20 protein-coding genes and 1 pseudogene are annotated in these 24,678 nt (G+C 72.9%); 4 read left to right on the top strand and 17 right to left on the bottom strand.

The window, feature by feature from the left end; translation table 11 throughout:
• Nucleotides 1-144: 144 nt before the first annotated feature.
• Complete coding sequence (locus AB5J54_RS25835) at nt 145-1,488, top strand: glycoside hydrolase family 18 protein (RefSeq protein WP_369146299.1); 1,344 nt, start codon at nt 145-147, stop codon at nt 1,486-1,488.
• Between the two features lie 172 nt (nt 1,489-1,660).
• Here the strand turns inward: AB5J54_RS25835 and AB5J54_RS25830 are convergent, their stop codons facing one another.
• Together AB5J54_RS25830 and AB5J54_RS25825 are read right to left on the bottom strand one after the other, a co-directional pair.
• Nucleotides 1,661-2,737: a DUF4190 domain-containing protein gene (locus tag AB5J54_RS25830; RefSeq protein WP_369146297.1), complete on the bottom strand. Its 1,077-nt coding sequence runs from the start codon at nt 2,735-2,737 to the stop codon at nt 1,661-1,663.
• A 249-nt stretch (nt 2,738-2,986) separates the two neighbouring features.
• The gene (locus tag AB5J54_RS25825) at nt 2,987-4,558 is read right to left on the bottom strand and encodes a S8 family serine peptidase (RefSeq protein WP_369146295.1); all 1,572 of its coding nucleotides are present in this window, start codon (nt 4,556-4,558) and stop codon (nt 2,987-2,989) included.
• A gap of 195 nt (nt 4,559-4,753) precedes the next feature.
• Here AB5J54_RS25825 and AB5J54_RS25820 point away from each other — a divergent pair, with 195 nt between their 5' ends.
• Complete coding sequence (locus AB5J54_RS25820) at nt 4,754-5,926, top strand: threonine synthase (protein ID WP_369146294.1); 1,173 nt, start codon at nt 4,754-4,756, stop codon at nt 5,924-5,926.
• A gap of 10 nt (nt 5,927-5,936) precedes the next feature.
• Here the strand turns inward: AB5J54_RS25820 and AB5J54_RS25815 are convergent.
• Nucleotides 5,937-6,218 (bottom strand): annotated as a pseudogene (locus tag AB5J54_RS25815) (cupin domain-containing protein); the annotation flags it as partial.
• A gap of 70 nt (nt 6,219-6,288) precedes the next feature.
• Between AB5J54_RS25815 and AB5J54_RS25810 the strand changes: the two are divergent.
• Nucleotides 6,289-6,981 carry a DUF6000 family protein gene (locus AB5J54_RS25810; protein WP_369146293.1) on the top strand — a complete coding sequence of 231 codons (693 nt, stop codon included), beginning with the start codon at nt 6,289-6,291 and terminating at the stop codon, nt 6,979-6,981.
• A gap of 34 nt (nt 6,982-7,015) precedes the next feature.
• On the opposite strand, the gene AB5J54_RS25805 is transcribed toward AB5J54_RS25810, so the two are convergent.
• Entirely contained in the window at nt 7,016-7,783 is a 768-nt protein-coding gene (locus AB5J54_RS25805; protein ID WP_369146292.1) for a DUF4232 domain-containing protein, read from the bottom strand.
• A gap of 117 nt (nt 7,784-7,900) precedes the next feature.
• The gene (locus AB5J54_RS25800; RefSeq protein ID WP_369146291.1) at nt 7,901-10,546 is read right to left on the bottom strand and encodes a BTAD domain-containing putative transcriptional regulator; all 2,646 of its coding nucleotides are present in this window, start codon (nt 10,544-10,546) and stop codon (nt 7,901-7,903) included.
• 273 nt (nt 10,547-10,819) lie between these two features.
• On the opposite strand from AB5J54_RS25800, the gene AB5J54_RS25795 reads away from it, so the two are divergent.
• Nucleotides 10,820-11,575, top strand: a complete 756-nt coding sequence (locus AB5J54_RS25795; RefSeq protein WP_369146289.1) for a response regulator transcription factor — start codon at nt 10,820-10,822, stop codon at nt 11,573-11,575.
• A 42-nt stretch (nt 11,576-11,617) separates the two neighbouring features.
• Here the strand turns inward: AB5J54_RS25795 and rfbH are convergent, their stop codons facing one another.
• From rfbH to AB5J54_RS25735, 12 genes are all read right to left on the bottom strand, one after another.
• Nucleotides 11,618-12,925: a lipopolysaccharide biosynthesis protein RfbH gene (gene rfbH / locus AB5J54_RS25790; protein ID WP_369146288.1), complete on the bottom strand. Its 1,308-nt coding sequence runs from the start codon at nt 12,923-12,925 to the stop codon at nt 11,618-11,620.
• On the bottom strand, nt 12,922-13,965 hold the full coding sequence (locus tag AB5J54_RS25785) for an NAD-dependent epimerase/dehydratase family protein (RefSeq protein ID WP_369146287.1): 1,044 nt from the start codon (nt 13,963-13,965) through the stop codon (nt 12,922-12,924). The genes rfbH and AB5J54_RS25785 overlap by 4 nt, the downstream gene beginning before the upstream one ends.
• The gene (gene rfbB / locus AB5J54_RS25780) at nt 13,955-14,938 is read right to left on the bottom strand and encodes a dTDP-glucose 4,6-dehydratase (RefSeq protein ID WP_369146285.1); all 984 of its coding nucleotides are present in this window, start codon (nt 14,936-14,938) and stop codon (nt 13,955-13,957) included. Before rfbB ends, AB5J54_RS25785 begins: the two co-directional genes overlap by 11 nt.
• Nucleotides 14,935-16,134: an acyltransferase family protein gene (locus AB5J54_RS25775; RefSeq protein WP_369146284.1), complete on the bottom strand. Its 1,200-nt coding sequence runs from the start codon at nt 16,132-16,134 to the stop codon at nt 14,935-14,937. Before AB5J54_RS25775 ends, rfbB begins: the two co-directional genes overlap by 4 nt.
• Nucleotides 16,135-16,236: 102 nt before the next feature.
• Complete coding sequence (locus tag AB5J54_RS25770) at nt 16,237-17,628, bottom strand: FAD-binding oxidoreductase (RefSeq protein ID WP_369146283.1); 1,392 nt, start codon at nt 17,626-17,628, stop codon at nt 16,237-16,239.
• 104 nt (nt 17,629-17,732) lie between these two features.
• A complete protein-coding gene (locus AB5J54_RS25765) occupies nt 17,733-18,815 on the bottom strand; it encodes a methyltransferase (protein ID WP_369146281.1) in 1,083 nt (360 codons plus the stop codon).
• 46 nt (nt 18,816-18,861) lie between these two features.
• The gene (locus AB5J54_RS25760) at nt 18,862-20,391 is read right to left on the bottom strand and encodes an FAD-dependent monooxygenase (protein WP_369146279.1); all 1,530 of its coding nucleotides are present in this window, start codon (nt 20,389-20,391) and stop codon (nt 18,862-18,864) included.
• Between the two features lie 114 nt (nt 20,392-20,505).
• Nucleotides 20,506-21,369 carry an SDR family oxidoreductase gene (locus AB5J54_RS25755; protein WP_369146278.1) on the bottom strand — a complete coding sequence of 288 codons (864 nt, stop codon included), beginning with the start codon at nt 21,367-21,369 and terminating at the stop codon, nt 20,506-20,508.
• Nucleotides 21,359-21,844, bottom strand: coding sequence for a flavin reductase family protein (locus AB5J54_RS25750; protein ID WP_369146277.1), 486 nt, complete (start codon nt 21,842-21,844; stop codon nt 21,359-21,361). Before AB5J54_RS25750 ends, AB5J54_RS25755 begins: the two co-directional genes overlap by 11 nt.
• Nucleotides 21,845-21,876: 32 nt before the next feature.
• The gene (locus tag AB5J54_RS25745) at nt 21,877-22,701 is read right to left on the bottom strand and encodes an NAD(P)H-binding protein (RefSeq protein WP_369146276.1); all 825 of its coding nucleotides are present in this window, start codon (nt 22,699-22,701) and stop codon (nt 21,877-21,879) included.
• Nucleotides 22,698-23,528, bottom strand: coding sequence for an SDR family oxidoreductase (locus AB5J54_RS25740; protein WP_369146275.1), 831 nt, complete (start codon nt 23,526-23,528; stop codon nt 22,698-22,700). The genes AB5J54_RS25745 and AB5J54_RS25740 overlap by 4 nt, the downstream gene beginning before the upstream one ends.
• Nucleotides 23,529-23,539: 11 nt before the next feature.
• Entirely contained in the window at nt 23,540-24,655 is a 1,116-nt protein-coding gene (locus AB5J54_RS25735; RefSeq protein ID WP_369146274.1) for an acyl-CoA dehydrogenase family protein, read from the bottom strand.
• Nucleotides 24,656-24,678: the final 23 nt, after the last annotated feature.

Genomic DNA, 24,678 nt, shown 5'->3' with positions numbered 1-24,678 from the left:
GCCAGAGTTTCACTCGAAGTGATGACGATCTCGGCTACCCGCGGTCACCCCGAGACGCTTCCCGCACACCTCTTGCGCTCTATTGGTCCAGACCAATAAGTTCCTGCCCGCACGCTCCCTCCCGCCCCGCACAGGAACGAGCCCATGCGCCCCAGAGCCCTGACCAAGCTGACCCTCGGCACCGCCGCCGCGGCCGCCCTCGGCCTCCTCGCCACCCTGGCCCCCGCCGCCGACGCCCACCCGCAGCCCCCGCACGCGCCTGCGCACGCGCCCGCGCTCAAGCGGATCGGCTACTTCACCCAATGGGGCATCTACGGCCGGAACTTCCAGGTCAAGGATCTGCAGACGAGCGGCACCGCCGCCAAGCTCAGCCACATCAACTACGCCTTCGGCGTGGTCGGTCCGGACGGCAGGTGCCTCATGGGCAACGCCCCCGGCTCGGACCCCTGGGCCGACTACGTCCGCCCCGTCGACGCCGCGAACTCCGTGGACGGCACCGGCGACACCGCCGACCAGCGCCTCGCCGGGAACTTCAACGAACTGCGCGAACTCAAGGCGCGGAACCCCGGCCTCAAGGTCATGATCTCGCTGGGCGGCTGGAGCGGCTCCGCACACTTCTCCGACGCGGTCCGCACCGACGCCGGACGCAAGGCCCTCGTCGCCTCCTGCATCGACACGTACATCAAGGGCGACCTCCCCGTCGACGGCGCCCGCGGCGGCGCCGGGGCCGCCGCCGGACTCTTCGACGGCGTCGACCTGGACTGGGAGTGGCCCGGCTCGGACGGCGCCCCCGGCAACGTGATCCGCCCCGAGGACAAGCCCAACCTCACCAAGCTCGTACGGGAGTTCCGCACGCAGCTCGACGCCTACGGGCGCTCGCTTCCGCAGCGCAGGCACTACGACCTCAGCGCGTACGTGCCCACCGCCCCCGCCAAGATCGACGCGGGCTTCGAAGTCCCCGCGATCATGCGGGACTTCGACTTCGTGAACCTCCAGGGCTACGACTTCCACGTCTCCGGCGAGCGGACCACCGCCCAGCAGTCCGCGCTCTTCGCGAAGGACGACTTCAGCGTCGACCAGACCGTCCGGGCCTGGCTGCGGCGCGGCGCCCCCGCCCACAAGCTCGTGGTGGGCATGCCCTTCTACGGCCAGGGCTGGACCGGTGTGACCGGCGGCGGCGACGGCCTCGGGCAGCCGGCGGCGGGCCCCGCCCCGGCGACCTGGACGGCGGGCTCCGAGGACTACAAGCACCTGAAGAGGCTGGCCGATTCGGGGACGTACACGCTGTACCGCGGACCGGGGAACGGCCACGCCTGGCTCTTCGACGGCACCACCCTGTGGACGTACGACGACCCGACCGTCCTGCGCACCAAGGCGTCCTACGTCCGGCAGCGCGGGCTCGGCGGCGCGATGGTCTGGTCCCTCGACGGGGACACCGCGGACGGCGAGCTGATCACCGCCGTCGACCGGGGCCTGACCCGGCGCTGACGCCCCTCGCCCCCCCCTGAGCCGCGGACCGGTGCCCCGCCGCTCACGGTGTTCCGGAACGGCGGTCGGTCACGGGCCGCCGTCCCCGGTCCGCCGTCCCCGGTCCGCACACGACGGGGCCGGGCCTCCCCCGGAGGGAGACCCGGCCCCGTTCGCACACCCGGCGACCGGTTCAGGCCTGGGTGCCCTCGTGCGCCGGGGGCGTGCCCGTCAGGCCGAGCGCGGTGCGCGCCCCCGCGCCGAGGTTCTCGGGAAGGGCGTCCCAGGCGGCGTCGTACGCGTCCCAGTAGGCGTCCGCGTCAGGGGCGCCGGCCAGCTTGTTCCAGCGCTTCGAGGCCGTGTCGAGCTCCTTGCGGAGCGCCGCGACCGGGGCGGCGGAGTCACCCGGCCAGGTGCGCTGACCCAGGCCCGAACGGGCCGCGTCGATCGCCACCAGGAGCTCCCCGGCCCATTCCTTGTTCGACGCGAAGTCCTCGTCCGGGTCGGCTTCCGGCTCCTCGTAGACGGCCTTCTCGATCGGGTTCACGGTCGTCAGGAAGAAGGCCTGGTCGACGGTCAGGGTGGTCCTGTCGGAGCGCATCGAGCCCGAGAACTTCTTCTGCTTCTCATGGGCGTACACGCAGGTCACCATCCGGTCGCCGCCCCGCCAGCTCTCCCTGCTCGGCAGGTAGTAGTAGACCCAGACGCCGTCCGGGACCGCCCAGGTGTCCATCGCGTACCCCGCGTTGACCGTCTCGCAGCGCGCCCCCGCGAGGTCGTCGAGCGCGTCGTCGCCGGGCCACTTGTCGAAGCCGGTCACCTTGAAGTCGCCGGTGACCTCGCCGTCGTGCGGACGGGCGCAGTCGACGACGGTGACGTCCGTCGTGTCGGCCTCCAGCTTGCCGTCGCCGTTGAAGCACTGCCCGGTCCGCAGCGCGAACGTCGACCGGGCACTGGCGGCCTCGTCCATGCCCTTCTTGAAGTCGGTCCAGGCCGAACCGATGCCGCCGGTCACGAGGCCGACGACGAGCAGCAGGGAGCTGAGGGCGGAGAGCACCATGCCGGCGATCGCGAGCCCCTTGCCCGTCTGGTCCTTCTTCTTGATCTGCGGCAGGGCGAAGAGGCCGAGGATCAGACCGAGGGGCGGCAGGCAGCACACGATGCCGGAGACGAGGGAGCCGACGGCCAGGCCGTTGGTGGAGCGGCGCGGCGGCTGCCCGTAGGGGCCGGCGCCGGGCATGCCGGGCTGCCCGTACGGGGTGTAGGGCATCCCCGGGGAGGTGTACGGGCCCGGGGCGGGCCATCCTCCGGGCTGGGGGCCGCCCCCGGGCTGAGGGCCTCCTGCGGGCGGCGGGGTCGGCTGGCTCGGCTGGCTCGGCTCCACGGGTGCGTGCTCCTGTTGCGGCGGGCGATGCGAACAAACGCTCGGTCGCGCATCGTACGGAAGGGGCGGCCGCCCGCAGGCGACCGCCCCCCCTTTAGGTCAGGCGTGGAGACGTCAGGCGTGGATCAGAGTGGATCAGAACTGCAGCGCCCAGGAGTCGATCTTCCCGGTGTCGAGGTTCGCGTTGTCCGTGACCCGCAGCTTCCACGTGCCGTTGGCGACCTCCGAGGAGGCGTTCACGGTGTACGTGGTGTTGATGTTGTCCGCGCTGCCGCCGGTGCCGAAGGCCTTCAGCGTGTACGCCGAGCCGTCGGGGGCGATCAGCTGGACCTGGAGGTCACCGATGTAGGTGTGGACGATGTTCACGGGCACCTGGAGGGCCGAGGGGGCGTTGCCCGAGACGCCGCTGACGGTGACCGGCGACTCGACGGTCGCGTTGTCGTTGATCGCGTAGTCCGCGGTGTTCTCGAACTTCGGGCCGGGCGGCGTGGTGGTGCCGCCGCCGACGTACAGCAGCCGGTTCGGGGACCCGCTGCCGGGGCTGGTGACGACGTTCGGGGTGGCGGCGTTCACGAGGGCCGTGGAGACCTGCGCCGGGGTCGCCGTCGGGTTGTCCGCCAGGTAGAGGGCGGCGGCGCCGGCCACGTGCGGGGTCGCCATCGACGTACCGGAGATGGTGTTGGTGGCGGTGTCGCCGGTGCCCCAGGACGAGGTGATGGAGGAGCCGGGGGCGAAGAGGTCGAGGCCGCTGCCGTAGTTGGAGTAGCTCGCCTTGGCGTCGCTGGAGGTGGTGGCGCCGACGGTGATGGCCTCGGCCACGCGCGCGGGTGAGTGGTTGGCGGCGTTGTCGGTCTCGTTGCCGGCGGCGACCGCGTAGGTGACGCCGGAGGCGATCGAGTTGCGGACGGCGTCGTCGAGGACGGAGTCGACGCCGCCGCCGAGGCTCATGTTGGCGACGGCCGGCTTGACGGCGTTCCGCGTCACCCAGTCGATGCCCGCGACGACCTGCTCGGTGGTGCCGGAGCCGGAGTTGTCGAGCACGCGGACGCCGACGATCTTCGCCTTCTTGGCGACGCCGTACGACGTGCCCGCGACGGTGCCGGCGACGTGGGTGCCGTGGCCGTGGCCGTCCTGGGCGGTGTTGTCGTTGTCGATGGCGTCGTAGCCGTAGGAGGCGCGGCCGCCGAAGTCGGTGTGGGTGATGCGGACGCCGGTGTCGATGATGTACGCGGTGACGCCCTGGCCCGCGGAGTCCGGGTAGGTGTAGCTCTGGTTCAGCGGAAGGGCCTTCTGGTCGATCCGGTCCAGGCCCCAGGAGGGCGGGGAGGGCTGGGTGCCGTCGATGTGGAAGACGCGGTTCTGGACGACGGACTTCACGGCCGGGTCGGCCGCGAGCTTCTTCGCCTGGGCCTCGGAGAGCTCGACGGAGTAGCCGTTGATCGCCGAGGTGTACGTCCGCTTGATCTTCGCGCCGAACTTGGCGGCGACGGCCCGGCCCTTGGCGGTCTCCGCCTGCGCGGACTCGTCGAGGGTGACGATGTAACTGCCGGGGACGGTGCCCTCCGCGCCGGCGTTCTCGATGACGCCCTCGGAGGCGGTCGGTGCGGCGGCCGCCGGGAGGGCGGTGAGGGAGCCGAGGGCGAGGGCGGCGACGGCGATGGCCGCGGCGGTGGCCGTCCGGCGGCGCGGTGCGCGCATCACTGACATGTGGGGGGTCCTCCTCGTGGGGGTAAGGCAGGAGCACGACAGGGCTGTGACCTGATCTACGACATGGACATGTCAATACGACACGGGAGGCCCGCGCCGTCTCGAACGTCCGGCTGCCGAGCGAAAGATTGACTGATCCATAGGAATCGCACAAGGGCCCGCACAACTCCGCAACACCCGTGCCACACCGCTGACATGCTGGCCCTCATGACCGCCTACGAGTGCCCCCGCTGCCGGATCCAGTCCCCCGTCTCCGCCCTCACCTGGTGTTGTCCGAAGTGCCGCGGCCCCTGGGACCTCGCGTTCACGAGTGGGCCGGTCTCCCTCCCGTCACTCGCGTCACGTGTGAATTCATTGTGGCGTTACGAGGAGGCGCTGCCTCCGCTCCCGTACGGGCCCGAGGTGAGTCTCGGCGAGGGCCGCACACCGCTCGTCCGCCTCACCGGCGCCGCCACCGACTCGGCCATGGGCTCGGCCATCGGCTCGGCCGCCGGCGCGGCCACCGGCGCGGTTTCGGCCAAACTCGACTTCCTCATGCCGACCCTGTCCTTCAAGGACCGCGGCGCCGCGCTGCTCGTCGCGCACGCCCGCCGCCTGCAGCCCCGCACGGTCCTCGCCGACAGCAGCGGCAACGCGGGCACGGCGATCGCCGCGTACAGCGCGCGGGCCGGGCTCGACTGCGTCGTGTACGTCCCCGGGGGCACGTCCCCGAAGAAGCTGGAGCAGATCCGGGCGCACGGGGCGCGGGTCGTCGAGGTGCCCGGCGACCGCGAGGCGACGGCCCGGGCGGCGCGCGAGGCGGCGGACGAGCCGGGCGTCTTCTACGCCTCGCACGTCTACAACCCGTACTTCCTGCACGGCACCAAGACCTACGTCTACGAGCTGTGGGAGGAGCTCGGCGGACGCCTCCCGGACACGATCGTCGTCCCCGTCGGCAACGGCACCCTGCTCCTCGGTGCCGCGCTCGCCGTCGAGGAGCTGTACGGCCACGGGCTCGTCGAGCGCCGGCCCGCGCTCGTCGCCGTCCAGGCGGAGGCCGTCTCCCCGCTGGCCGCCGCCTTCCACGCGGGCGCGGAGGACCTCACCGGGCCGGCCGCGGCGCGCCCCACCCTCGCCGAGGGCATCGCGATCCCGGCCCCGCCCCGCGCCCGGCAGATCCTGCGGGCGGTGCGCGCGACGGGCGGCACGTTCCTGACGGTGACGGAGGAACAGATCCGTGCCGCACAGCGGGACCTGGCCGGCCGGGGCCTCTTCGTGGAGGCGACCGGCGTGGCCTGCTGGGCGGCGGTGAGCGCGACCCCGCCCCGCTCCGGGCTCACGGTGGTGCCGCTGTGCGGGGCGGGCGCGAAGACGGGCCTGGTGCCGTGAACCGCGCGCCTCAGTCCGTCCAGAACGTGTCGTGCCTCAGGAAGAACTCGGCCCGCTCCTCGTCCGTCATGGACGCGAACTCCGTCATCTTCTCGAAGTACTCCTCGCGGGGCGCCCCCGGGGCGAAGAGCATGAGCATCGAGGCGTCCTCGTCGGAGTCGTTGCGGAAGGCGTGCAGCCCGCCCGTCGGGACGTACAGGCAGTCGCCCTTGACCGCGTCCACCCAGCGGTCCCCGTCGTACAGCCGGACGGTCCCGTCGAGCACGAAGAAGGTCTCCGAGATCGTCCGGTGGTCCTGACGGGCGATCAGGTGACAGGGAAACGCGTGGCCGCGCACCGCTGTTCCCCGGCAGACTGCCCACATGAGCAGCAGCCGAGAGGTGACCGGGATCGAGGCCCATGTGGCGGGCGCCACCGGGCGGGTCGTCCTACGAGACCCCCGGGACAGCGGGCACGGCCAGGTCGTGGAGCGGTACGTGATCGCGAAGGACCAGGGCCGGCCGCGTTACATGGATCTGCGCGGCGGCCGGTACCTGGCCCCCGGCCGGCCGGCGCCGCCCGGCTTCACCCGACGGATCATCGAGGACGCGGCGGCCGTCACGGACGAGGAGCTGGACGCCCTGCTCGCCTACGAGTGGCGGTCGCGGTTCACGGCGGCCTGGCTGATCGGCGTGGACCGGCGGGCCCGGTTCCGCGCGCGGCTCGGCGAACTGCTCCTCGCCAGCGAGGTCTGCTTCGCCGGCGCGGCCTACTGCTTCGCCCTCGCCCGGTTCGGCACCCGCGCGGACGCGGAGGTCCTCGTCGCCTACCTGGACCGCTACCTGCCCCGTACGGACCTGCGGTACGACCAGCCCGAGGCCCTCGGCGCCCTGCTGCGGCTCGACGCCGGGCTCGGCACCTCGTACGCCGGGCGCTTCGTCCCACCGGGCGGGCTCTGGGACACCTGGGTCGGCGCTCTGCCCTCGCTGCGCGACGACCCCGGTTTCACCCCGGAGGCGGTACGGCGGCGGACCGACCTCCGGTGCGACTTCGCGGACGGCTGGACCCGTCCCTGAAGCCGCACCGGGGGCGCGCACGCTCCCGTACGGATCAGAACTCGTCGGCGCCGTTGCGGAGCTCGTACGTCCAGTAGCCCGTCTTCGCGGCGGCCTCGTCGACCGCGATGCCGCCGGCCGGGGCCTTGACGACGATGCTGCCCTCGGCCGGGCCCTCGGCGGCGAAGAGGTTCACGTTGAACTCGTTCACGACCTTGTTGTCCTCGTGGACGCCGCCGAGCGCGATCCGCACGTTCGCGTAGGCGGGCTCGCCGGCCTTCAGGACGATCGGCGCGGCCGGCTTGCTCTTCGCCACGGCCGGGACGTCCTTGGCGGTCTGGATCGGGCCGAAGGCGATGAGCGGGTACTGGAGCAGGGTGCACGAGCGGCCGGAGGTGTTGGTGGCGGTGAGGACGATGTGCTCGGTCGGGACCTCGTCCGCCTTCGCCGCCGTGACCTTGATGTCGCCGTAGGCACAGGCGGGGGCCTCGGCGGAGCTCTTGCCGCCGCTCGTGGAGCCGGAGGTGGAGCCGGCCTTGGAGCCGCCGGTGGAGCCGCCGGTGGAGCCGCCCGCCGTGGAGCCGCCGGAGGTCGAGCCGTCCGTGGAGCCCGAGCCGTTCTTCGTCGCGGTCTGGTCCGCCGTGCCGCCGGCGGCGGTGGCCGTGGCGCTGTCACCCGTACCGACGGTGACCTGGGCGGAGCCGGCGCTGCCCGCGTCCTTGGCGCCCGTGGCGCCGTCCCCGCCGCCGCAGGCGGTGAGGCCCAGCGAGAGGGCGGCGATGGCGGCGGCGGCCAGGACGGTGTTCTTGCGGTGGTTGCGCATGGTGGTACTCCCCCGTTGACGCGTTCGGCCGGCGCATGCGGTCCACGCGCGCCGGTGCACCTCGCTCGGTGCTGTATCCAGCTTCCCGGCCCGCGCTGCCGTCCCGCTTGCGTACCGCTAACGATCCGCTGACAGGCGCGAGAGGTGCGCCGCGGCCCGCGCCGAACCTTCGGTGAAACCGGCCGCGTCGGCCGCGACGATCGCGCGTTCCAGCTGGTCGGCGGCCTCGTCGAGTCGGCCGATACCGGCCAGCGCCTCGCCCCGGGTGATCTGCAGCGAGGCCCGGATGACGACCGCGTCGGGCGCGACCAGTTCCCCGGCGCGAAGGGTGTGCGCGAGCGCCGCCTCGTAGTCCTCCGCCTTCAGGCAGTGGCCCGCCAGGTGCTGGAGGGTCAGCACCTGGGTGGAGGGGTGGCCGGTGCGGTCGGCGAGGTCGACGGCGTGCAGCATCAGCAGCCCGGCCCGCTCGTGCTCCCCGGTCGCGTCGAGGACGGCGGCGTGGTTGATGTACGCGATCGCCTCGCTGATCGGGTCGCCGGCCCGGGCGGCCAGGCCGGGCGCCCTCTCCAGATGGACCAGCGCCTCGGCGTCGCGGCCCTCCTCGTGCAGGATCCAGCCGAGCAGGGCACAGGTGCGCGACTGCGCGTCGAGGTCGCCGATCGCCTCGGCCGAGGCGAGCCCGGCCTCCAGGAGCGGGGTCCAGCCGTCCCCGATCCGCATGAGCATCAGCGGCCACTGCACGAGCGCGAGGCGCCAGGCCCGGTCGTGCATCCCGAGGGCGGCCGCGGCGGCGACGGCCCCCTCCAGGGCGGGGCGCTCGGCCGCGTACCAGTCGAGCGCCGCCGTACGGTCCTCGAACTCCCTGGTGGCGGCGGGCCGCCGGGCGTCGGCGGGCAGCCCGTAGCAGGGCTGTGAGCCGGGCTCCGCGGCGGCGTCGGCCGCGAGGCCCGTGTAGAGGTAGAGGTCGAGCAGCCGGGGCAGGCCCTCGGGGTCGGCCTGCGGGGCGAGATGGCGGGCGTAGAGGCGCACCAGGTCGTGCGGCGTCCAGCGGCCGGGGACGGCCTCGGTGAGCAGGTGGGCGGCGGCGAGCCGGTCCAGGTCGGCGGAGGCCTGCCCGGGCGTCGTCCCGGCGAGCGCGGCCGCCGCGAACCGGTCGAGGTCGGAGCCGGTGTGCAGGCCGAGCGCGCGGAACATCCGGGCGGCGGACTCCGGCAGCTGCTGCACGGTGAGGCGGAGTGCGGCGGAGACGCCCCGGTCCTCCACGTCGAGCAGCGCGAGCCGGCTCTGTTCGTCGGCGAGTTCGCCGACCATCGCGTCGAGCGTCCAGTGCGGCCGCTCGGCCAGGCGTGCGGCGGTCACCCGGAGGGCGAGCGGCAGGCCGTCGCAGAGCCGGGCGAGCCGGGTGGCGGCGGCCGGTTCGGCGGCGACCCGGTCCGCGCCGAGCACGCTGGTGAGCAGGGCCGCCGAGGCGGCGGGCTGAAGGTGTCCGAGCGGTACGGGGCGGGCGGCGTCGGAGGCGATGAGGCCGCCGAGCCGGTCGCGGCTGGTGACGAGCGTCGTGCACGGGGCGCCGCCGGGCAGCAGCGGCCGGACCTGCTCGGAGGAGCGGGCGTTGTCGAGGACGACGAGCAGCCGACGCCCGCTGGTGAGCGAGCGGAACAGGGCACCGCGCGCGTCGACGGTCTCCGGGATCCGCTGCGGCGGGACGCCGAGGGCGAGCAGGAACTCCCGCAGGACGGCGGCGGTCTCGGGCTCCTGGGTGTCGCTGAAGCCGCGCAGGTCGGCGAAGAGCCGTCCGTCGGGGAAGTCGGCGCGCCGCTCGTAGGCCCAGTGGACGGCGAAGGCGGTCTTGCCCACGCCGGCGGGCCCGGTGACCAGGCAGACCGGGCCGTCCCCGGCGCGGACGGCGGCGTCGAGGGCGGCGAGTTCGGCGCCGCGCCCGGTGAAGCCGCGCGGGGCCCGGGGCAGGCCTTCGGGCGCGGGGGCCCTGACCTCGGGGGCGGGGCGGGGCACGGAGACGGGCTCGGCGGAGCGGAGCAGCGTCGCGTAGGCCTCGCTGAGGGTCTCGCCGGGGTCGACGCCCAGTTCCTCGGCGAGCAGCCGCCGGGTCCGGTGGTACCAGTCGATGGCGTCCGACTGGCGGCCGGAGCGGGCGAGCGCGAGCATCAGCGCGGCGGCGAGGGACTCGCGCAGCGGGTGGGCGACGGCCTCGGTACGGAGGACGGCGGCGGCCCTGCCGTGCTCGCCGAGCTGCCCGTACGCCTCCGCGAGGGCCTCCACCGACGCGAGCCGCAGCTCCTCCAGGCCTCCGGCGGCGGCTTCGAGGGGCCTGCTGTGCACGGTTCCGGTGAGCGCGGGCCCCTGCCAGTACGACAGCGCCTCGCGCAGCATCCGTACGGCGTCGGCGGGCCGGCGCTGCACCCCGGCGAGCCCGACGAGCTCCTCGAAGCGGTGGGCGTCCACGAGCGACTCCGGCATCCGCAGGGCGTACGCCGTGCCCTGGGTGGCGAGTTCGACCCCGTACGCCTCGGCGCCGTGCTCGGCGAGCAGGGCGCGCAGCCGCGAGACATGGCCCTGGAGGACGGTCTTGGCGTGGGTGGGCGGCTCCTCCTCCCACAGGGCGTCGATCAACTGGCCGACGTTCACGGCACTGTTGGGCCGCAGCAGGAGCATGGCGAGCAGACTGGACCGCTTGGCGGGCCCCAAGGCTACGTCGCCGTCCTCCGTCACCAGCGCGACGGAGCCGAGCAGCCGGAACTCCACCTGTATACCTCCGCGATCCCTCTCCCCCATTTCCCGAGGAGTCGAGGATACGTGGGCGAGGGGGCGGCCCGCGCCGAGACGGGGCGACGACCGGCCACGGCACCCTCGGGGAGACCGCGGTCACACCAGGTCGACCAGAAAGTTGTCCAGAAAGGATCGGCCGCCACGAAATAGCCGCGTAATCCTTGCGTCACCGCAACCCGCCCTTCGCTTTTACCGAATGACGGAGCAGAACCCCGTGTACAACACAACTCACCTGTGTAGACTGTTTGCGTGAGTGAAGGAACGGTCACGGCACGCATTCCGTATCAATTATCCGTCAATACCGAGCCCATTCGACCGCAGGGACAGGCGGAGCACAAAGCCACCCGCGTGCTCTCCGTGGAGAGCGCGTCCCACGACGCCGATCTACTCATCCAGGGACTGCGCCGGCACGGGTACGAGGCCGAGCACGCCCGGACCGGCGCCGAGGCGCTCCAGGCGTACCGCCGGGCGGACGTGCTCCTCGTCGACCTGGACCTTCCGGACCTGGACGGCATGGAGCTCTGCCGGAGCATCCGGGCCCTCTGCGACGTCGCCCTGGTCGTCGTCACCTCGCGCGACACGGAACTCGACCGGGTCCTCAGCCTGCGCGCCGGAGCGGACGATTTCATCGTGAAACCGTGCAGCCTGACCGAATTGACGGCCCGAATGGAGGCCGTGCTGCGCCGGGTGCGGCTCCAGTCCTCCACCCCGGACGACGTCATCGCGGTCGGCTCGCTGCACATCGACCACCGCTCCCGGGAAGTCCGTCTCGACGGACGGTACATAGAGGTGACCCGGAAGGAATTCGATCTCCTCTACCTGCTCGCCTCGCGGCCGGGCAGTGTTTTCTCCCGGCGGCAGATCATGGCCCAGGTGTGGAGCGATCCCCGGGCGAAACCCGGCCGGACCATAGACACGCATGTGAGCAGTCTGCGCGGCAAACTCGGCTCCAGCCGGTGGATCACCACCGTACGCGGTGTCGGTTTCCGTTTCGGAAGCTCCTGATTCCCGTCGGGGCGCCGCCCAGCCGGCGCCCCCGGGAACGCGTCACCGGCCGCGCGCGGCCACGAACTCCTTGATCGAGGCGATGACGTAGTCCAGCATCTCGTCGGTCAGCCCCGGGTACACCCCGATCCAGAAGGTGTGCTCGGTGATGATGTCGCTGTTCGTGAGCTCGCCCACGATCCGGTGCGGCTGGTCGATGTAGGCCGGGTGGCGGGTCAGATTGCCCGCGAACAGCCGGCGCGTGCCGATCTTCCGGTCCTCCAGGAAGGCCACGAGCTCGGCCCTGCTGTACGCCGCCTCCGGGTCCACCGTGAGCACGAAGCCGAACCAGCTCGGGTCGGAGCGGGGCGTCGCCTCCGGAAGCAGCAGCCCCGGCACGCCGTCCAGGCCGTCCCGCAGCCGGCGCCAGTTCCGCTTCCGCGCGTCGATGAAGTCGTCCAGCTTGGCCAGCTGGGTCAGTCCCAGGGCCGCCTGGATGTCGGTCGCCTTCAGGTTGTAACCGACGTGCGAGAAGATGTACTTGTGGTCGTACCCGGCGGGCAGGGTGCCCATCTGGTACTGGAAGCGCTTCAGGCACTTGTCGTTCTCGCCGGGCTCGCACCAGCAGTCCCGGCCCCAGTCCCGCAGCGACTCCACGATCCGGGCCAGGCCCAGGTTCGAGGTCAGGACGCAGCCGCCCTCGCCCATGGTGAGGTGGTGCGCCGGATAGAAGCTGACGGTGGTCATGTCGCCGAAGGTGCCGGTGAGCTTCCCGTCGTAGAGCGAGCCGACCGCGTCGCAGTTGTCCTCGATGAGGAACAGGTCGTGCTCCTCGGCGAGCTGGGCGATCTCGGTGACGGGGAACGGGTTGCCGAGGGCGTGCGCGATGATGATCGCCCGGGTCTTCGGGCCGATCGCGGCCGCCACCCGGTCGGCCGTCGCGTTGCAGGTGGTGAGGTCGACGTCCACGAAGACGGGGACGAGGCCGTTCTGCAGGATCGGGTTGACCGTGGTCGGGAAGCCCGCCGCGACGGTGATCACCTCGTCGCCCGGCTTCAGCCGCCGGTCCTCCAGGACGTGGGAGGTGAGCGCCGACACGGCCAGCAGGTTCGCCGACGAGCCGGAGTTCGTCAGATGGGCCTTGCGGCGCTTCAGGCGCCGGGCGAAGGCCGACTCGAACTTGCGGGAGCTCCGCCCGGCCGCGATGCGCATCTCCAGCGCGGCCTCCACCAGGGCCGCCCGGTCCGTCTCGTCCAGCACCGCGCCGGACGGCCAGATCTCCGTCGTACCCGGGACGAACTCCCTTACGGGGGACGCCTCGTGGTGGTACTTGCGGACCTCTTCCAGCACGAGTTCCTTGCGGTCGCTCACGGTGATTCCTCTTCCATGTCGGATGCGTGGGGAGTGACGCCGAGCGGCGGACGTCCCTGCTGAAGTACGGGCGCGAGGAGATCGCGCAGTGAGTCGTCGAGAGGCCGGCGCGGCCGCCAGCCGAGGAGCCGCTCCGCGCGGCCGATGTCCAGGCACTGCGAGGCGACGTCGGTGCGCGAGGCCGGCCCTTCGGCGTCCTCCACGACCGGCACGTCGACCCCGCTGAGCGCCACCATGCGGTGGATCAGATCCCGCATCGGGACCGCCTCGCCGCGGCCGATGTTGATGACGCGTCCGGAGACCGCGGCGGCCGGTGCCGTGGCCGCGGCGAGGACCGCGGCGACCGTGTCGCCGGCGTCCACCAGGTCGCGGGCCGCGCGCAGCGGCGGGAGGCGCAGCTCGGCGGGCTCGTCGCCGCGTGCGACGGCGTGCGCCGCCTCGCCGAGCTCGGCCGCGACCCGGCCGAAGAGGCTGCCCTCCGGCACTCCGGCGCCGAGCACGTTCGCGAGCCGGAGCACCACGCCGTCGACACCGCGCCCGGACGCGGCGCGCTGCACGGCCAGGGTGCCCTGGAGCTTGGTGCGTCCGTACGGGGTGACCGGGGCCGGCTCGTGGTCCTCGGCGGTCGCGGCGCCCGCCGCACCGGCCCCGTACTCGTGGACGCTGCCGAGCTGGACGAGCCGGACCGGCGGGCCCGGGTGCGCGGCGAGCGCCGTGACGAGCCGCTCGACCAGTTCGGCGTTGCCCTCGGCCATCTGCCGCTCGTCGGCCCGCCAGGCCCGGCCGGCCGCGTTGACGACCACGTCGGCGCCGGTCGAGGCGAGGAGCCGGGCGATCCGCTCCGGCGGCGCCGCGAGCAGATCGAGGCGCAGGGCGGCGGGCCCGCCCGTACGGGAGACGGCATGGACCCGGGCGCCGCGCGCGGCGAAGCCCTCGGCGAGGTGCCGGCCCAGGAACCCGGTGCCGCCGAGGACGACGACGGAGAGCCCGGCGACGGGGCGGGCTTCGGAGCGCACCGCCCCGCCGGCGTCAGTGCGCACGGTCCGGCCCGTCCTTGACGGCCTTCCACCAGTCCGGGTTGTCCCGGTACCAGGCGACCGTCGCGGCCAGGCCCTCCTCGAAACCGGTCAGCGGGACGTAGCCGAGCTGTTCGCGGATCTTGGACTCGTCGAGCGAGTAGCGCAGGTCGTGCCCCTTGCGGTCCGGGACCCGGCGGATCATCTCCTCGCCCGCTCCGGTGAGTTCGAGCAGCTTCTCGGTGAGGGCGCGGTTCGTGTACTCGTTGCCGCCGCCGATGTTGTAGATCTCGCCCGCCTTGCCCTTGTCGAGCACCAGGTGGATGCCGCGGCAGTGGTCGTCCACGTGCAGCCACTCGCGGACGTTGCGCCCGTCGCCGTACAGCGGGACCTGCCGGCCCTCCAGGAGGTTCGTGACGAACAGCGGGATGAGCTTCTCGGGGTGCTGGTGGGGCCCGTAGTTGTTGGAGCAGCGCGTGACGGACACGTCGACGCCGTGGGTGCGCCAGTACGCCCGGGCGACCAGGTCCGAGGAGGCCTTCGACGCGGCGTACGGGGAGTTGGGCGCGAGCGGCCACTCCTCGGTCCAGGAGCCCTCGTCGATCGAGCCGTACACCTCGTCCGTGGAGACGTGCACGACCCGTTCCACGCCGCTGTCCCGTACCGCGTCGAGGAGGGTCTGGGTGCCGAGGACGTTCGTACGGAAGAACTCGCCGGCGCCGTCCAGGGAGCGGTCGACGTGGGACTCGGCCGCGAAGTGCACCACGGCGTCGTGGCCGGGCACGAGCGCCTGCATCAGCTCGCGGTCGCAGACGTCGCCGCGGACGAACTCCAGGCGCTCGTGCGAGGCGGGCAGGTTGTCCCTGTTGCCGGCGTACGTCAGCTTGTCCAGGGCGGTGACGTGGGCGCCCTCCCAGCCGGTGTACGCGTCGGCGAGCAGCCGGCGGACGAAGTGGGAGCCGATGAATCCGGCCGCTCCGGTGACCAGGATCCTCATGCCGCGACCTCCGTGCGGGTGTGCCTGTGGGGCGTGCTGAAGCGTCGGACGAGGGGCATCTCCACGTACCGGTGGAGCAGCCATGCCACGCCGACGGAGACGAGGAGGGCCGACGCCATGTAGGCGGCGACCATCGGCACCGAGCCGAAGGGGCCGTGCAGCACCTTGGTGTTGAGGGCGTAGAGCACCAGGTGGTGGACGAGGTAGAACGCGAACGACACGTTGCCGAGTAGGACCATCGTGCTCGACGACAGGAACGAGGGGCGCCCCGCGATGTCCCGCTGCGCGGCGGCCACGATGAGCAGCACGCAGGAGACCAGCAGGGGTGCCCGCTGGCCGAACAGCCACGGGCTCTCGGCCGCCCAGACGTAGCAGGGCACGAAGGAGACGAGGACCCACGGCAGGCTCATCCGGGGGAAGTGGCCGGAGGTCACCAGGAGCGCGGCGAACATGCCGGCGAAGAAGTCGCAGAGGCGGCCGAGCGGCAGCACGTACGCGAACCACGTCTGGAATCCGGCCTGGTTCGGGGCGCCCACGAGCTCGCCGGCCCCGGCGGGCAGGACGTAGGCGAGGACCGGTACGAGGAAGGCGACGGCCACGCTGAGGGCGAGGCCCGTCCAGGCGGCGCCCCGGCCCAGGCGGCGGAACCTGCCGATGACGAGCGGGAAGACGAGGTAGAACACGGCCTCGACGGCGAGGGACCAGCCGGGCGTGAGGACGCTGAAGTTCACCTCGGGGTTCGGCACCCACACCTGGAGGAAGGTCGCGTAGGCGAGGAGGTCCTGCCAGCGGACGCCGAGGTCCCACAGGAGGACGGTCGCCGCGGCGCCGGCCACGTAGTACAGCGGCAGGATCTTGACGAAGCGGCGGCGGTAGAAGCTGCCCGTGCGGTCGCCGGGGCGGGCGGACCAGGTGAGGACGAAGCCGCTGAGGACGAAGAAGAACGCCACTCCGAGGCTGCCGGCCTGCCCGGCCCAGGCCTGGAAGGCGGCGCCGGTCTCCGGGTCGGCGAAGGTGGGGAAGATCAGGCTCGCCGAGCCGATGAGGAGGAAGGAGGAGTGGGTGACGAAGACCGCGAGCGCCGCGAAGAAGCGCAGTCCGGTCAGCGAGTCGAGCCGGGCACGGCCGGTGGCGGGTGGCGCCCCCTCCCGGGGCGCCGCCGCCCGCGTCCGGGTCTCCGCTCTGTCGGCTGTCATTGACTTTCCTCCAAACGACTGGAAAACGACGAGAGAACGACAGGAAGGGGACGCCGAAAACGGCGTCCCCTTCCTGGGAATCCGGAGCATCGCCCCGTTACGTCACCCCGATGTCGCGGGCACGATGTTGTGATTGGAGCGGAAAAGATTGGCCGGGTCGTATTCCGCCTTGATCCGGGCGAGGCGTTCTCCGGTGGCGCCCGGGTAGAGCGCCTCCCGGACGTCTTCCTCATCCGCGCGCACCACGAAATTGACGTAGGAGCCGGTGTCGGACTGCCGGATCGCGGTCATGAACTCCTCGACCCAGGCCTCGTACCGGTCGGCGTCCGCCAGGTCCGCGTAGACGGCGGTCAGATGGGCCATGATCCGGCTCTGTCGGTGCGGGTAGGCCGTGGCGTCGTCGGCCACGCGCGCGATGGCACCGCCGAGGACCCGCAGCTGCACACCGGCGGTGATCGCGTCGGAGGCGGCCGTGCGGTCCAGGATGGTCTCGGCGGTCGCCCGGTCGACGCGGTCGATGAAGATGTTGCGCACCGCGGAGATCGGGTGTGCCGAGGGGTCCGCGGGGCCGAACATCGCCGGGTAGGGAATGGCCCGCACCATGTCGGCGAGCGGCGGGGCGATCGCCCGGAACCGGCCGATGACCTTCTCGCCGTCCTCGGCGGGTCCGGCGTAGCACATCACCGCCAGGATGATCGGCTTGCCGTGCTGCTCGGCGGGGATGAACGGGAACGGCGGCGCCGTCCACACGTTCACGATCGTGGTGAGCTCCTCGGGGGCGGCCTCCGCCTCGGCGATGAAGTCTTCCAGGATCTCGGGGGTCACGGGGAGCACCATGATGCCGCCGTAGACGCCGTCGACCTCGTGGAGGCGGAGCTTGAGGCGGGTCACGACGCCGAAGTTGCCGCCGCCGCCGCGGATCGCCCAGAACAGGTCCGGGTGGTGCCGCTCGTCCACCGAGAGCAGTTCGCCGTCGGCCGTGACGATCTCCGCGGCCAGCAGGTCGTCGATGGTCATGCCGTACTTGCGGGACAGGAAGCCGATGCCGCCGCCCAGGGTGATGCCGGCGACGCCGACCATGGTGCTGTCGCCGAAGCCCGTGGCGAGCCCGTGCTCCGCGGCCGCCGCGGTGTACTCGCCGGCGGAGATCCCGGCCTCGGCCCAGGCCGTGCGGGCCTCGACGTCGATCTCCAGGCCCTTCAGGTGGTGCAGGTCGAGGACGATGCCGCCCTCGCAGACGCCGTGCCCGGCGCCGCTGTGTCCGCCGCCGCGGACGGCCAGCTCGGTCCCGGTCTCCCGGGCGAGCGTCACGACGCGCGCCACCTGTTCGGCGTTCCGCGGGCGCAGGATCACGGCGGGCCTGCGGTCGACATCGCCCACGTACACGGTGCGGGCCGCGTCGTACTCGGCGTCGCCGGGCCGGACGACCTGTCCGTACTGCTCATCGGTGAGCTCCTCGATCGCGAGGGCGGCTCGGCCGTGAGGTGCTGTCACAGAGTGACTCCTTAATGTGCTTCCAGATCTTCGGACCGTGTCAGTCGTGACTTTTTCGTGTCAACCGGGGAAGGAAAGTCCCGATCGAATTCGGACACGGTCCTTCATTCCCGCTGTCCGGGTGTTCCCGGAAAACAGGAGGGCGTCCTCACCAAGGTGATGACGCGTGCGCCATAGGCGAGGGCGGGGGACAGCGAGGCGATGTCCAGGCCCGCGGCGACGGCGATTTCCCGCCATTCCTCCTGGGTGCGTTCGCGGCCGCCGAAGTAGACCAGCATCCGGAGATCGGCGCTCGTGAAGGCCGGATCCGGCGCGCTGGGCGACTGGTCGGCGCACTCGACGAGCAGCACGGATCCGCCCGGCTCCAGCGCTTCCGCGCAGCGGCGCAGGATACGTACGGCGTCGTCGTCCGACCAGTTGTGGAGGACGAAGGACAGCGTGATGGTGTCGGCGGTCACCGGGAGCGGGTCGAAGAAGCTGCCGTCGAACACGGTGACCCGGTCGGCCAGTTCGGTGCCCTCGAACTTCGTCCGCGCCCGGGCCGCCGGGCCGGGCAGTTCCAGCAGGCCGGCGCTGATTCCGGGCTCCCGCGCGAGGACGGCGGCGAGGAGGTCGCCGTCGGCGCCGCCCACGTCGAGGACGTGCCGTACGCCGGTCCAGTCGTGCCGCTCCGCCACCTGCCGGAAGACGGTCCGCTGGCCGTTGGCCATCATGTCGTAGAAGGTGGCGCCGAGGGTGGGGTCGTCGGAGACCTCCTCCCAGAACTCCTTGCCGTACCGCTGCCGGTAGACGGCTTCGCCGTCGCGCACGGCCTCGAAGAGGTGGACGAGGGCGAGGTCCGCCCGGCCGACCATGTGGCTCGGATCCAGCCACCCGACCTGGGTGGCCGGGTGGCCGTGAGCGAGCAACTCGCCCACGGCGGTGGCCTCGTAGTGGTCCGGGGCGGGCTCCGTCAGGACGCCGACGGCGACCAGGTGCCGGATCAGTCGTCTCAGCGTGTCCTGGTGGGAACCGGTCGCCTTCGCCAGCGATGCCAGGTCGTGCGCACCGTCGCGCAGGTGGTCGACGAGCCGCAGGTGGGCGGCCACTCTCACCGCCATGGGGGTCACCAGGTCGGCGAGCCGCCGGAGTGCGGCGAAGCCGGTGGAGGTGTCGGCGGTGTCGGTCGTCGGTTCGTCCAGCGACACGCTGTTTCTCCCGTTCGGAGGGTGGTGATGGTCGGGCTGTGGCCGGTCAGGCCGCGTCCTGTTCCCGGCGGGCCCGGGCGGGTCCGAACCACCGGGTGAGGGCGTCCGTGAGGCCCTCGGCCTCGCTCCCCGCGGCGGCCGCGGTGGGCGTGGCCCAGGCGACGTGGCCGTCGGGGCGGATGAGGACGGCCGCGGGGGCCGGGACGTCGCCGATGACCGGGAAGGCCCAGCGGTCGTCCTGGGGCTCCGCCTCGACCAGGTCCACCCGGTCCGTCCAGCCGTCGGCGGCGGCGCGCACGTCGGGACGGCCGCTGAAGTCGAGCAGCAGGGGCCGAGCGCCGTGCAATAGCTCGTAGACGCTCACCCGGCCGTTCGGCGACTTGATGTCGAGGTCGGTCATCCGGCGGCCGAGGGCCGGGTGCCCGTCGCCCACCGGGTAGTGGGTGTCGAGCTGGCTGATGACGCCGCCCAGGTACCGGTTGCCGTGCTCGAACTCGATGAGGTCCTCGAAGACCCGGCGAAGCGCGTCGGCCTCGGAGCCCGCGGGCCAGAGGGCCGTCTGGGCGCGGATGTTGTTGAGCATGTGCGTGGTGTGCAGGTGCCGCTCGGAGTGGTACGTGTCGAGCAGCTCGTCGGGGGCCTCGCCCTTCACGACCGCGGCGAGCTTCCAGCCCAGGTTGACGGCGTCCTGGAGTCCCAGGTTCAGCCCCTGGCCGCTGGAGGGGAAGTGGACGTGCGCCGCGTCCCCGGCGAGCAGGACCCGGCCCTGACGGAACGAGTCCACGAGCCGGCAGGCGTCGCTGAAGCGGTCCAGCCGGCGCGGGCTGTGCATGCCCCAGTCCGTACCGACGATCTCGACACACGCCTCGCTGAGCGTCTCGACGGTCACCGGGGCGTCCCGGTCCGTGACCTTGCCGAACTCCACCGTGATGATCCGGCGCAGGCCGGGGTACTCGGACTGGAAGTTCATGTAGAAGCCGTTGTCCCGGCGCCCCTCCTGGCCGAAGACGATCTCGGAGGGCGGGTCGGTGAGCTCGACGTCGCCGAGGAGCGCGGTCAGCGTGGCCGGGGTGCCGGGGAAGCCGACGCCGGCCAGCTTGCGGACCTTGCTGCGGCCGCCGTCGCAGCCCACCAGGTAGTCGGCGCGCAGCCGTTCGGTGCCGCCGTCGACGGCGACCTCCACCTCGATGCCGGTCTCGTCCTGCTCCAGGCCGATCACCTCGGCGGGCCGGCGCAGTTGCACGCCGAGCTCCAGGGCGCGGTCCTCCAGGAGCTGCTCGATCCGGGACTGGTGGATGGCGACGGCGTACGGGTGCCTCGTCGGGAAGTCGTCGATGTCCAGGTGCATGAAGGCGAAGTGGGCGAGCGGCTGCGCGCTGCCCTCCGCGAGGAACCGGTCCACGATCCCGCGCTGGTCGAGGAGTTCGACGCTGCGGGCGTGGAGGCCGCCGGCCCGTGACTCACCGGTCCGGCGCGCGAGCTTCTCCAGGACCAGCACGTCCACTCCGGCGAGCCGCAGCTCGCAGGCGAGCATCAGCCCGGTCGGGCCGCCGCCGGCGATGATCACATCTGCCATGAGGACACCTCTCTCGTGGTTCGTTCGTGTCTCGTACGGGCCGGGCCCGACGGGAGGGGCCGGGCCTCTTGCCGGACGGGGCCCGGGGCCGGGCCCCGGGCCGCCGGACGGGCCCTAGCGGAAGTCGGCCGCGCGCTCGGCGGCCCATGCGTCGAAGGTGCGGGCGGGGCGGCCGGTGATCTCCTCGACCGCCGTCGTGACCTCCGCGGGGACGCCGACGAGCCCGGCCTGGAAGGCGAGGAGCATGTCCGCGAAGGCGGCCGGGACGCCGTTGCGGAGCATCTCCTCGCGCGCGGCGGCGGGCGCCAGCTCCTCGTACCGGACGGGCCGTCCGATGGCCTGGCCGATGCGCCGGGCCTGCTCGGCCTGGTTGAGGGATTCCGGGCCGGTCAGCACGTACTTCGCGCCCGCGTGGCCGTCCGTGAGCAGCGCCCGGACGGCGACGTCCGCGATGTCCCGCTCGTGGATCATGGACATCTCGGCCCCGGCGTGCGGCCCGCGCACGACGTCCCCGGCGCGGATCTGCGGAGCCCACTGGAGGGTGTTGACGGCGAAGGCGCCGGGCCGGACGAAGGTCCACTCCAGGCCGGAGGCCTCGACCTCGCGCTCGATCTCCTTGTGGAACGCCACGATCGCGTTGTCGGCGCCCTCGGTCTCGTACGCGACGGCCGAGGAGGACAGCAGGACGATCCGGCGGACGCCCTGCCGCTTCGCGGCCCGGACGACCGGCCCCGCCGTGCCCGGCGAGGGGAAGAGGAAGAGCGCGGAGACGTCCTTCAGGGCGGGCTCGACCGTCTCCGGCCGGGTGAGGTCGCCGACCGCCACCTCGGCCCCGGCGGGCAGGCGGGCCGCCGCGGGGTCGCGGGTGAGGGCCCGTACGGCCTGCCCCTCGGCGAGCAGCCCTTCGACGACGTGACGGCCGACGTTGCCGGTCGCTCCGGTCACCAGGAACACAGATTTCTCCCCATCATCGTGCATGTGATCGCTCCGTCAGGCCGGCGTAGCGACCGGAGTGAAAGATCAGCGGTCTCGTCTCGGCCCCGAGGGACCAGTCCGCCGCTTCGGCGATCACCAGTTCGTGATCGCCCGCGCGCTGGACCGACCTGATGCGGCAGTCCAGCCAGCCGAGTCCGTCCGCCGCCACCGGGTGTCCGGCGGCGGTCCGCAGCCAGTTCCCGCCGGCGAACCGGTCCGCGTCGCGGGCCGAGAAGGTCCGGCAGATCTCTTCCTGGCCGTCGCTGAGGATCGTGACGGCGAAGCCGCCCGTCGCGCGGACGGCCGGCCAGGTGGTCGAGGTCAGCGCGGCGCAGAACGCGATCAGGGGCGGGTCGAGGGACACGGAGGTGAAGGAGTTCACCGCCATGCCGACCGGCCCGCGCTCCGACTCCGCGGTCACCAGCACCACTCCGGTGCCGAAACGTCCCAGTACGTCGCGGAATCCGCGCTGGGTCAACACTGTCGCGCCCCCATGCTCTCTCCCGGGTGTCAGCGGAACCCGTCGGCGTTGTCGCGCGCCCACTCGGCGAAGGTCCTCGCCGGACGGCCCGTCACCTGCTCGACGGTGGGCAGCACCCGGGTCTCCGTCGCGGTGGGGCTGCCGAGGAACTCCAGGGTGGCGGCGACGATCTCGGCCGGCATGAAGGCGGCCATGTCGGCGGCGGCCTCCTCCGGGGTGGACTCCTCGTGGCGCAGCTCCCGGCCGATCGCGGCGCCGATCGCCGCGACCTGCTCGACGGGCGTGACGGGCGCGGGGCCGCTGAGCGCGTACACCGCGCCGTCGTGGCCGTCGCGGGTGAGCGCGGTCCGGGCGACCGCCGCGATGTCGCCGGGGTGGACGGCGGGCAGGCCCACCTGTCCGAAGGGCGTGCGGACGACGTCCCCCTGCGCGATCTGGGCGGCCCAGCCGCGGGTGTTGGAGGCGAACTGGCCGGGCCGCAGGAAGGTCCAGGCGAGTCCGGACTTCTCGACGGCCCGCTCGGCCTCGCCGTGGACGCGGCCGATCAGGGAGTCCGGGCGGGTCTCCACGGCGACGCTGGAGAGCAGCACGATCCGCCGCACACCGGCGCGGGCCGCCTCCTCGACCACCGCAGTCTCGTTCCCGGACATCATCAGGAACAGGGACTCGACCCCGGAGAAGGCCTTGGCCAGGGACTCCGGTGTGGCGAAGTCCCCCTCGGCGACCTCCACATCGGCCGGCAGTCCGGCCCGGGCGGGGTCGCGGGTGAGGGCCCGGACGGGGGCTCCCTCGGCCCGCAGCTGCCGCAGCAGCTCGCCGCCCACGTTGCCCGTGGCACCGGCTACCAGAATCATTTCGTCCCCTTCCGGAACGCGTCGGCGTGGTCGGCGGCCCACTGGGCGAAGCTCAGCCCGGGCCTTCCCAGGTAGGGGTCGACCGGTGAGATCTCGTGCGGGCGGCCGACCATCGTGGCGAACATCCGCAGCCGCGCCTCGACGGCGTGCGGCGGGATGCCGGCCGCGCGCCATGCCTGCCGCGCCTCGTCGTGCGAGAGCTCGGCGAACCGGACCGGCTGGCCGGTGGCTTCGCCGATGATCCGCGCGCGGTCGGCGTACGTGATCGACTCGGGCCCGCTGAACAGCGGGGCCTCGCCGACGAGTTCGTCGGTGAGCAGGGCACGGGCGGCCACGGCGGCGATGTCCCGCTCGTGGACGGGGGCGGTCCACGCCTCCCCGAAGGGGAAGCGGGCGACGCCCTCGGTACGGATCTGTCCGGCCCACTCCAGGGCGGTGGCCGCGAGTCCTCCGGCGGGCCGCAGGAACGTCCACTCGGCGCCGGTCTCCCGGATCTGGCGCTCCAGGTCCCGGTGCTTCACGGCGATCATGTTCTTCGGGTCGTCGTCGAGGACCGAGTACGAGGAGAGGGCGACGATACGGCGCACGCCCGCCTCCTTCAGCCGGGCGATCGGCTCCGCCGTACCCCCGGGGAAGGCGGCCATGACGAAGAACGCCGAGGTGATGCCCTCCAGGGGCAGGTCGGCGGTGGCGGCCACCTCGACGCCGGCGGGCAGGCCGGCCCCGTGCGGGTCGCGGCTGAGCGCCCGCACCTTGCGGCCGGCGGCGAGCAGTTCGTCCACGAGCGGCCGGCCGACGTGGCCGGTGGCTCCGGATACCAGGATCATCGTCGTCTCCTTCAGGCCGGACCGGCGAGGCCCTGGGTGTAGTCGAGGGCCGCGGGCTCGAACTGCATGACCGCGTGGCTCGTGACCGAGCGGACGTCCCGCCAGTACCGCTGGAGCGGGTGCCCGTCCTCCTGGGCACGGGTGCCGCCGATCCGCAGCAGCCGGTCGGTGGCGTCCGCGAGGAGCTGGAGCGCCAGCGCGAAGTCGCGGCGGTTGCGGCGGGCGAGCTCCGGCGTCAGGGTGCCGCCGTCCACGACGGCGGTGGCCCGCTCCAGGAGCAGCTGGGCCGCGTCGATCTCGCCGGCGGCCCGCGCGAACTCCACCTGGTAGGCCTGGCCCGCGGCGGCCCGGGGGCCGGTCGGGGCGACCGCCACGAGCTGCGCGGCGACGGCGAGCGCGCCGCGCGCGGCGCCGAGCACGGGAGCGACGAACGTCAGGCCGCTGACGGCCGGGTTGGGCAGCGGGGCCCGTCCGGGCAGGCCGACGGTGGCGCCCCGGAAGGCGTCCTCGCGCAGGCAGACCCGGTGCTCGGGCACGAACACGTCGTCCAGGACGAGGGTGTGGCTGCCGGTGCCCCGCATGCCGAGGGAGGACCAGGTGTCCTCGAAGGTGTAGTCCCGGCGCGGGACGGCGAAGAGCCGCATGGGCTGGCCGCCGGACTTCGGGCCGGGCGTGGGGCCGGTGAGCAGCGCCCAGTCGGAGTGCTCGACACCGCTGACGTAGGTCCAGGAGCCGGAGAGCCGGAAGCCGCCGTCGACGGCGGACGCCGTGCCCTGCGGCTTGATGACGGCCGCGACCAGGGTGTCGGGGCCGTCGCCCCAGATGTCGGCCTGGCCCTGCTCGGGCAGACAGGCGACGTACCGGGCGGCGTGGGCGGCGAGGCAGGCGAGCCAGGCGGCGGAGGAGCACTCCGCGCCGATCTCCGCCACGGCCTCGGTCAGTTCGGTGTAGCCGCGGTCGGAGCCGCCCCAGCGGGCCGGCACGAGCCACCGGGCGAAGCCGGCGTCGACCACCGCCCGTACGACCTCCTCGCTCACCCTGCGCTCGGCGTCGGCCTTCGCGGCCTGGGTGCCGGCCAGTGCGGCGGCCTCGGCCACCGTCGTCCGTATCTCAGTGGAGACTGTCATTCCGGTTGATCCCCCTCTCACGC

This window comes from Streptomyces sp. R44, assembly GCF_041053105.1.
In the GTDB taxonomy this organism is placed as follows: Bacteria; Actinomycetota; Actinomycetes; order Streptomycetales; family Streptomycetaceae; genus Streptomyces.
This window is presented reverse-complemented; position numbering and strand designations above follow the sequence as displayed.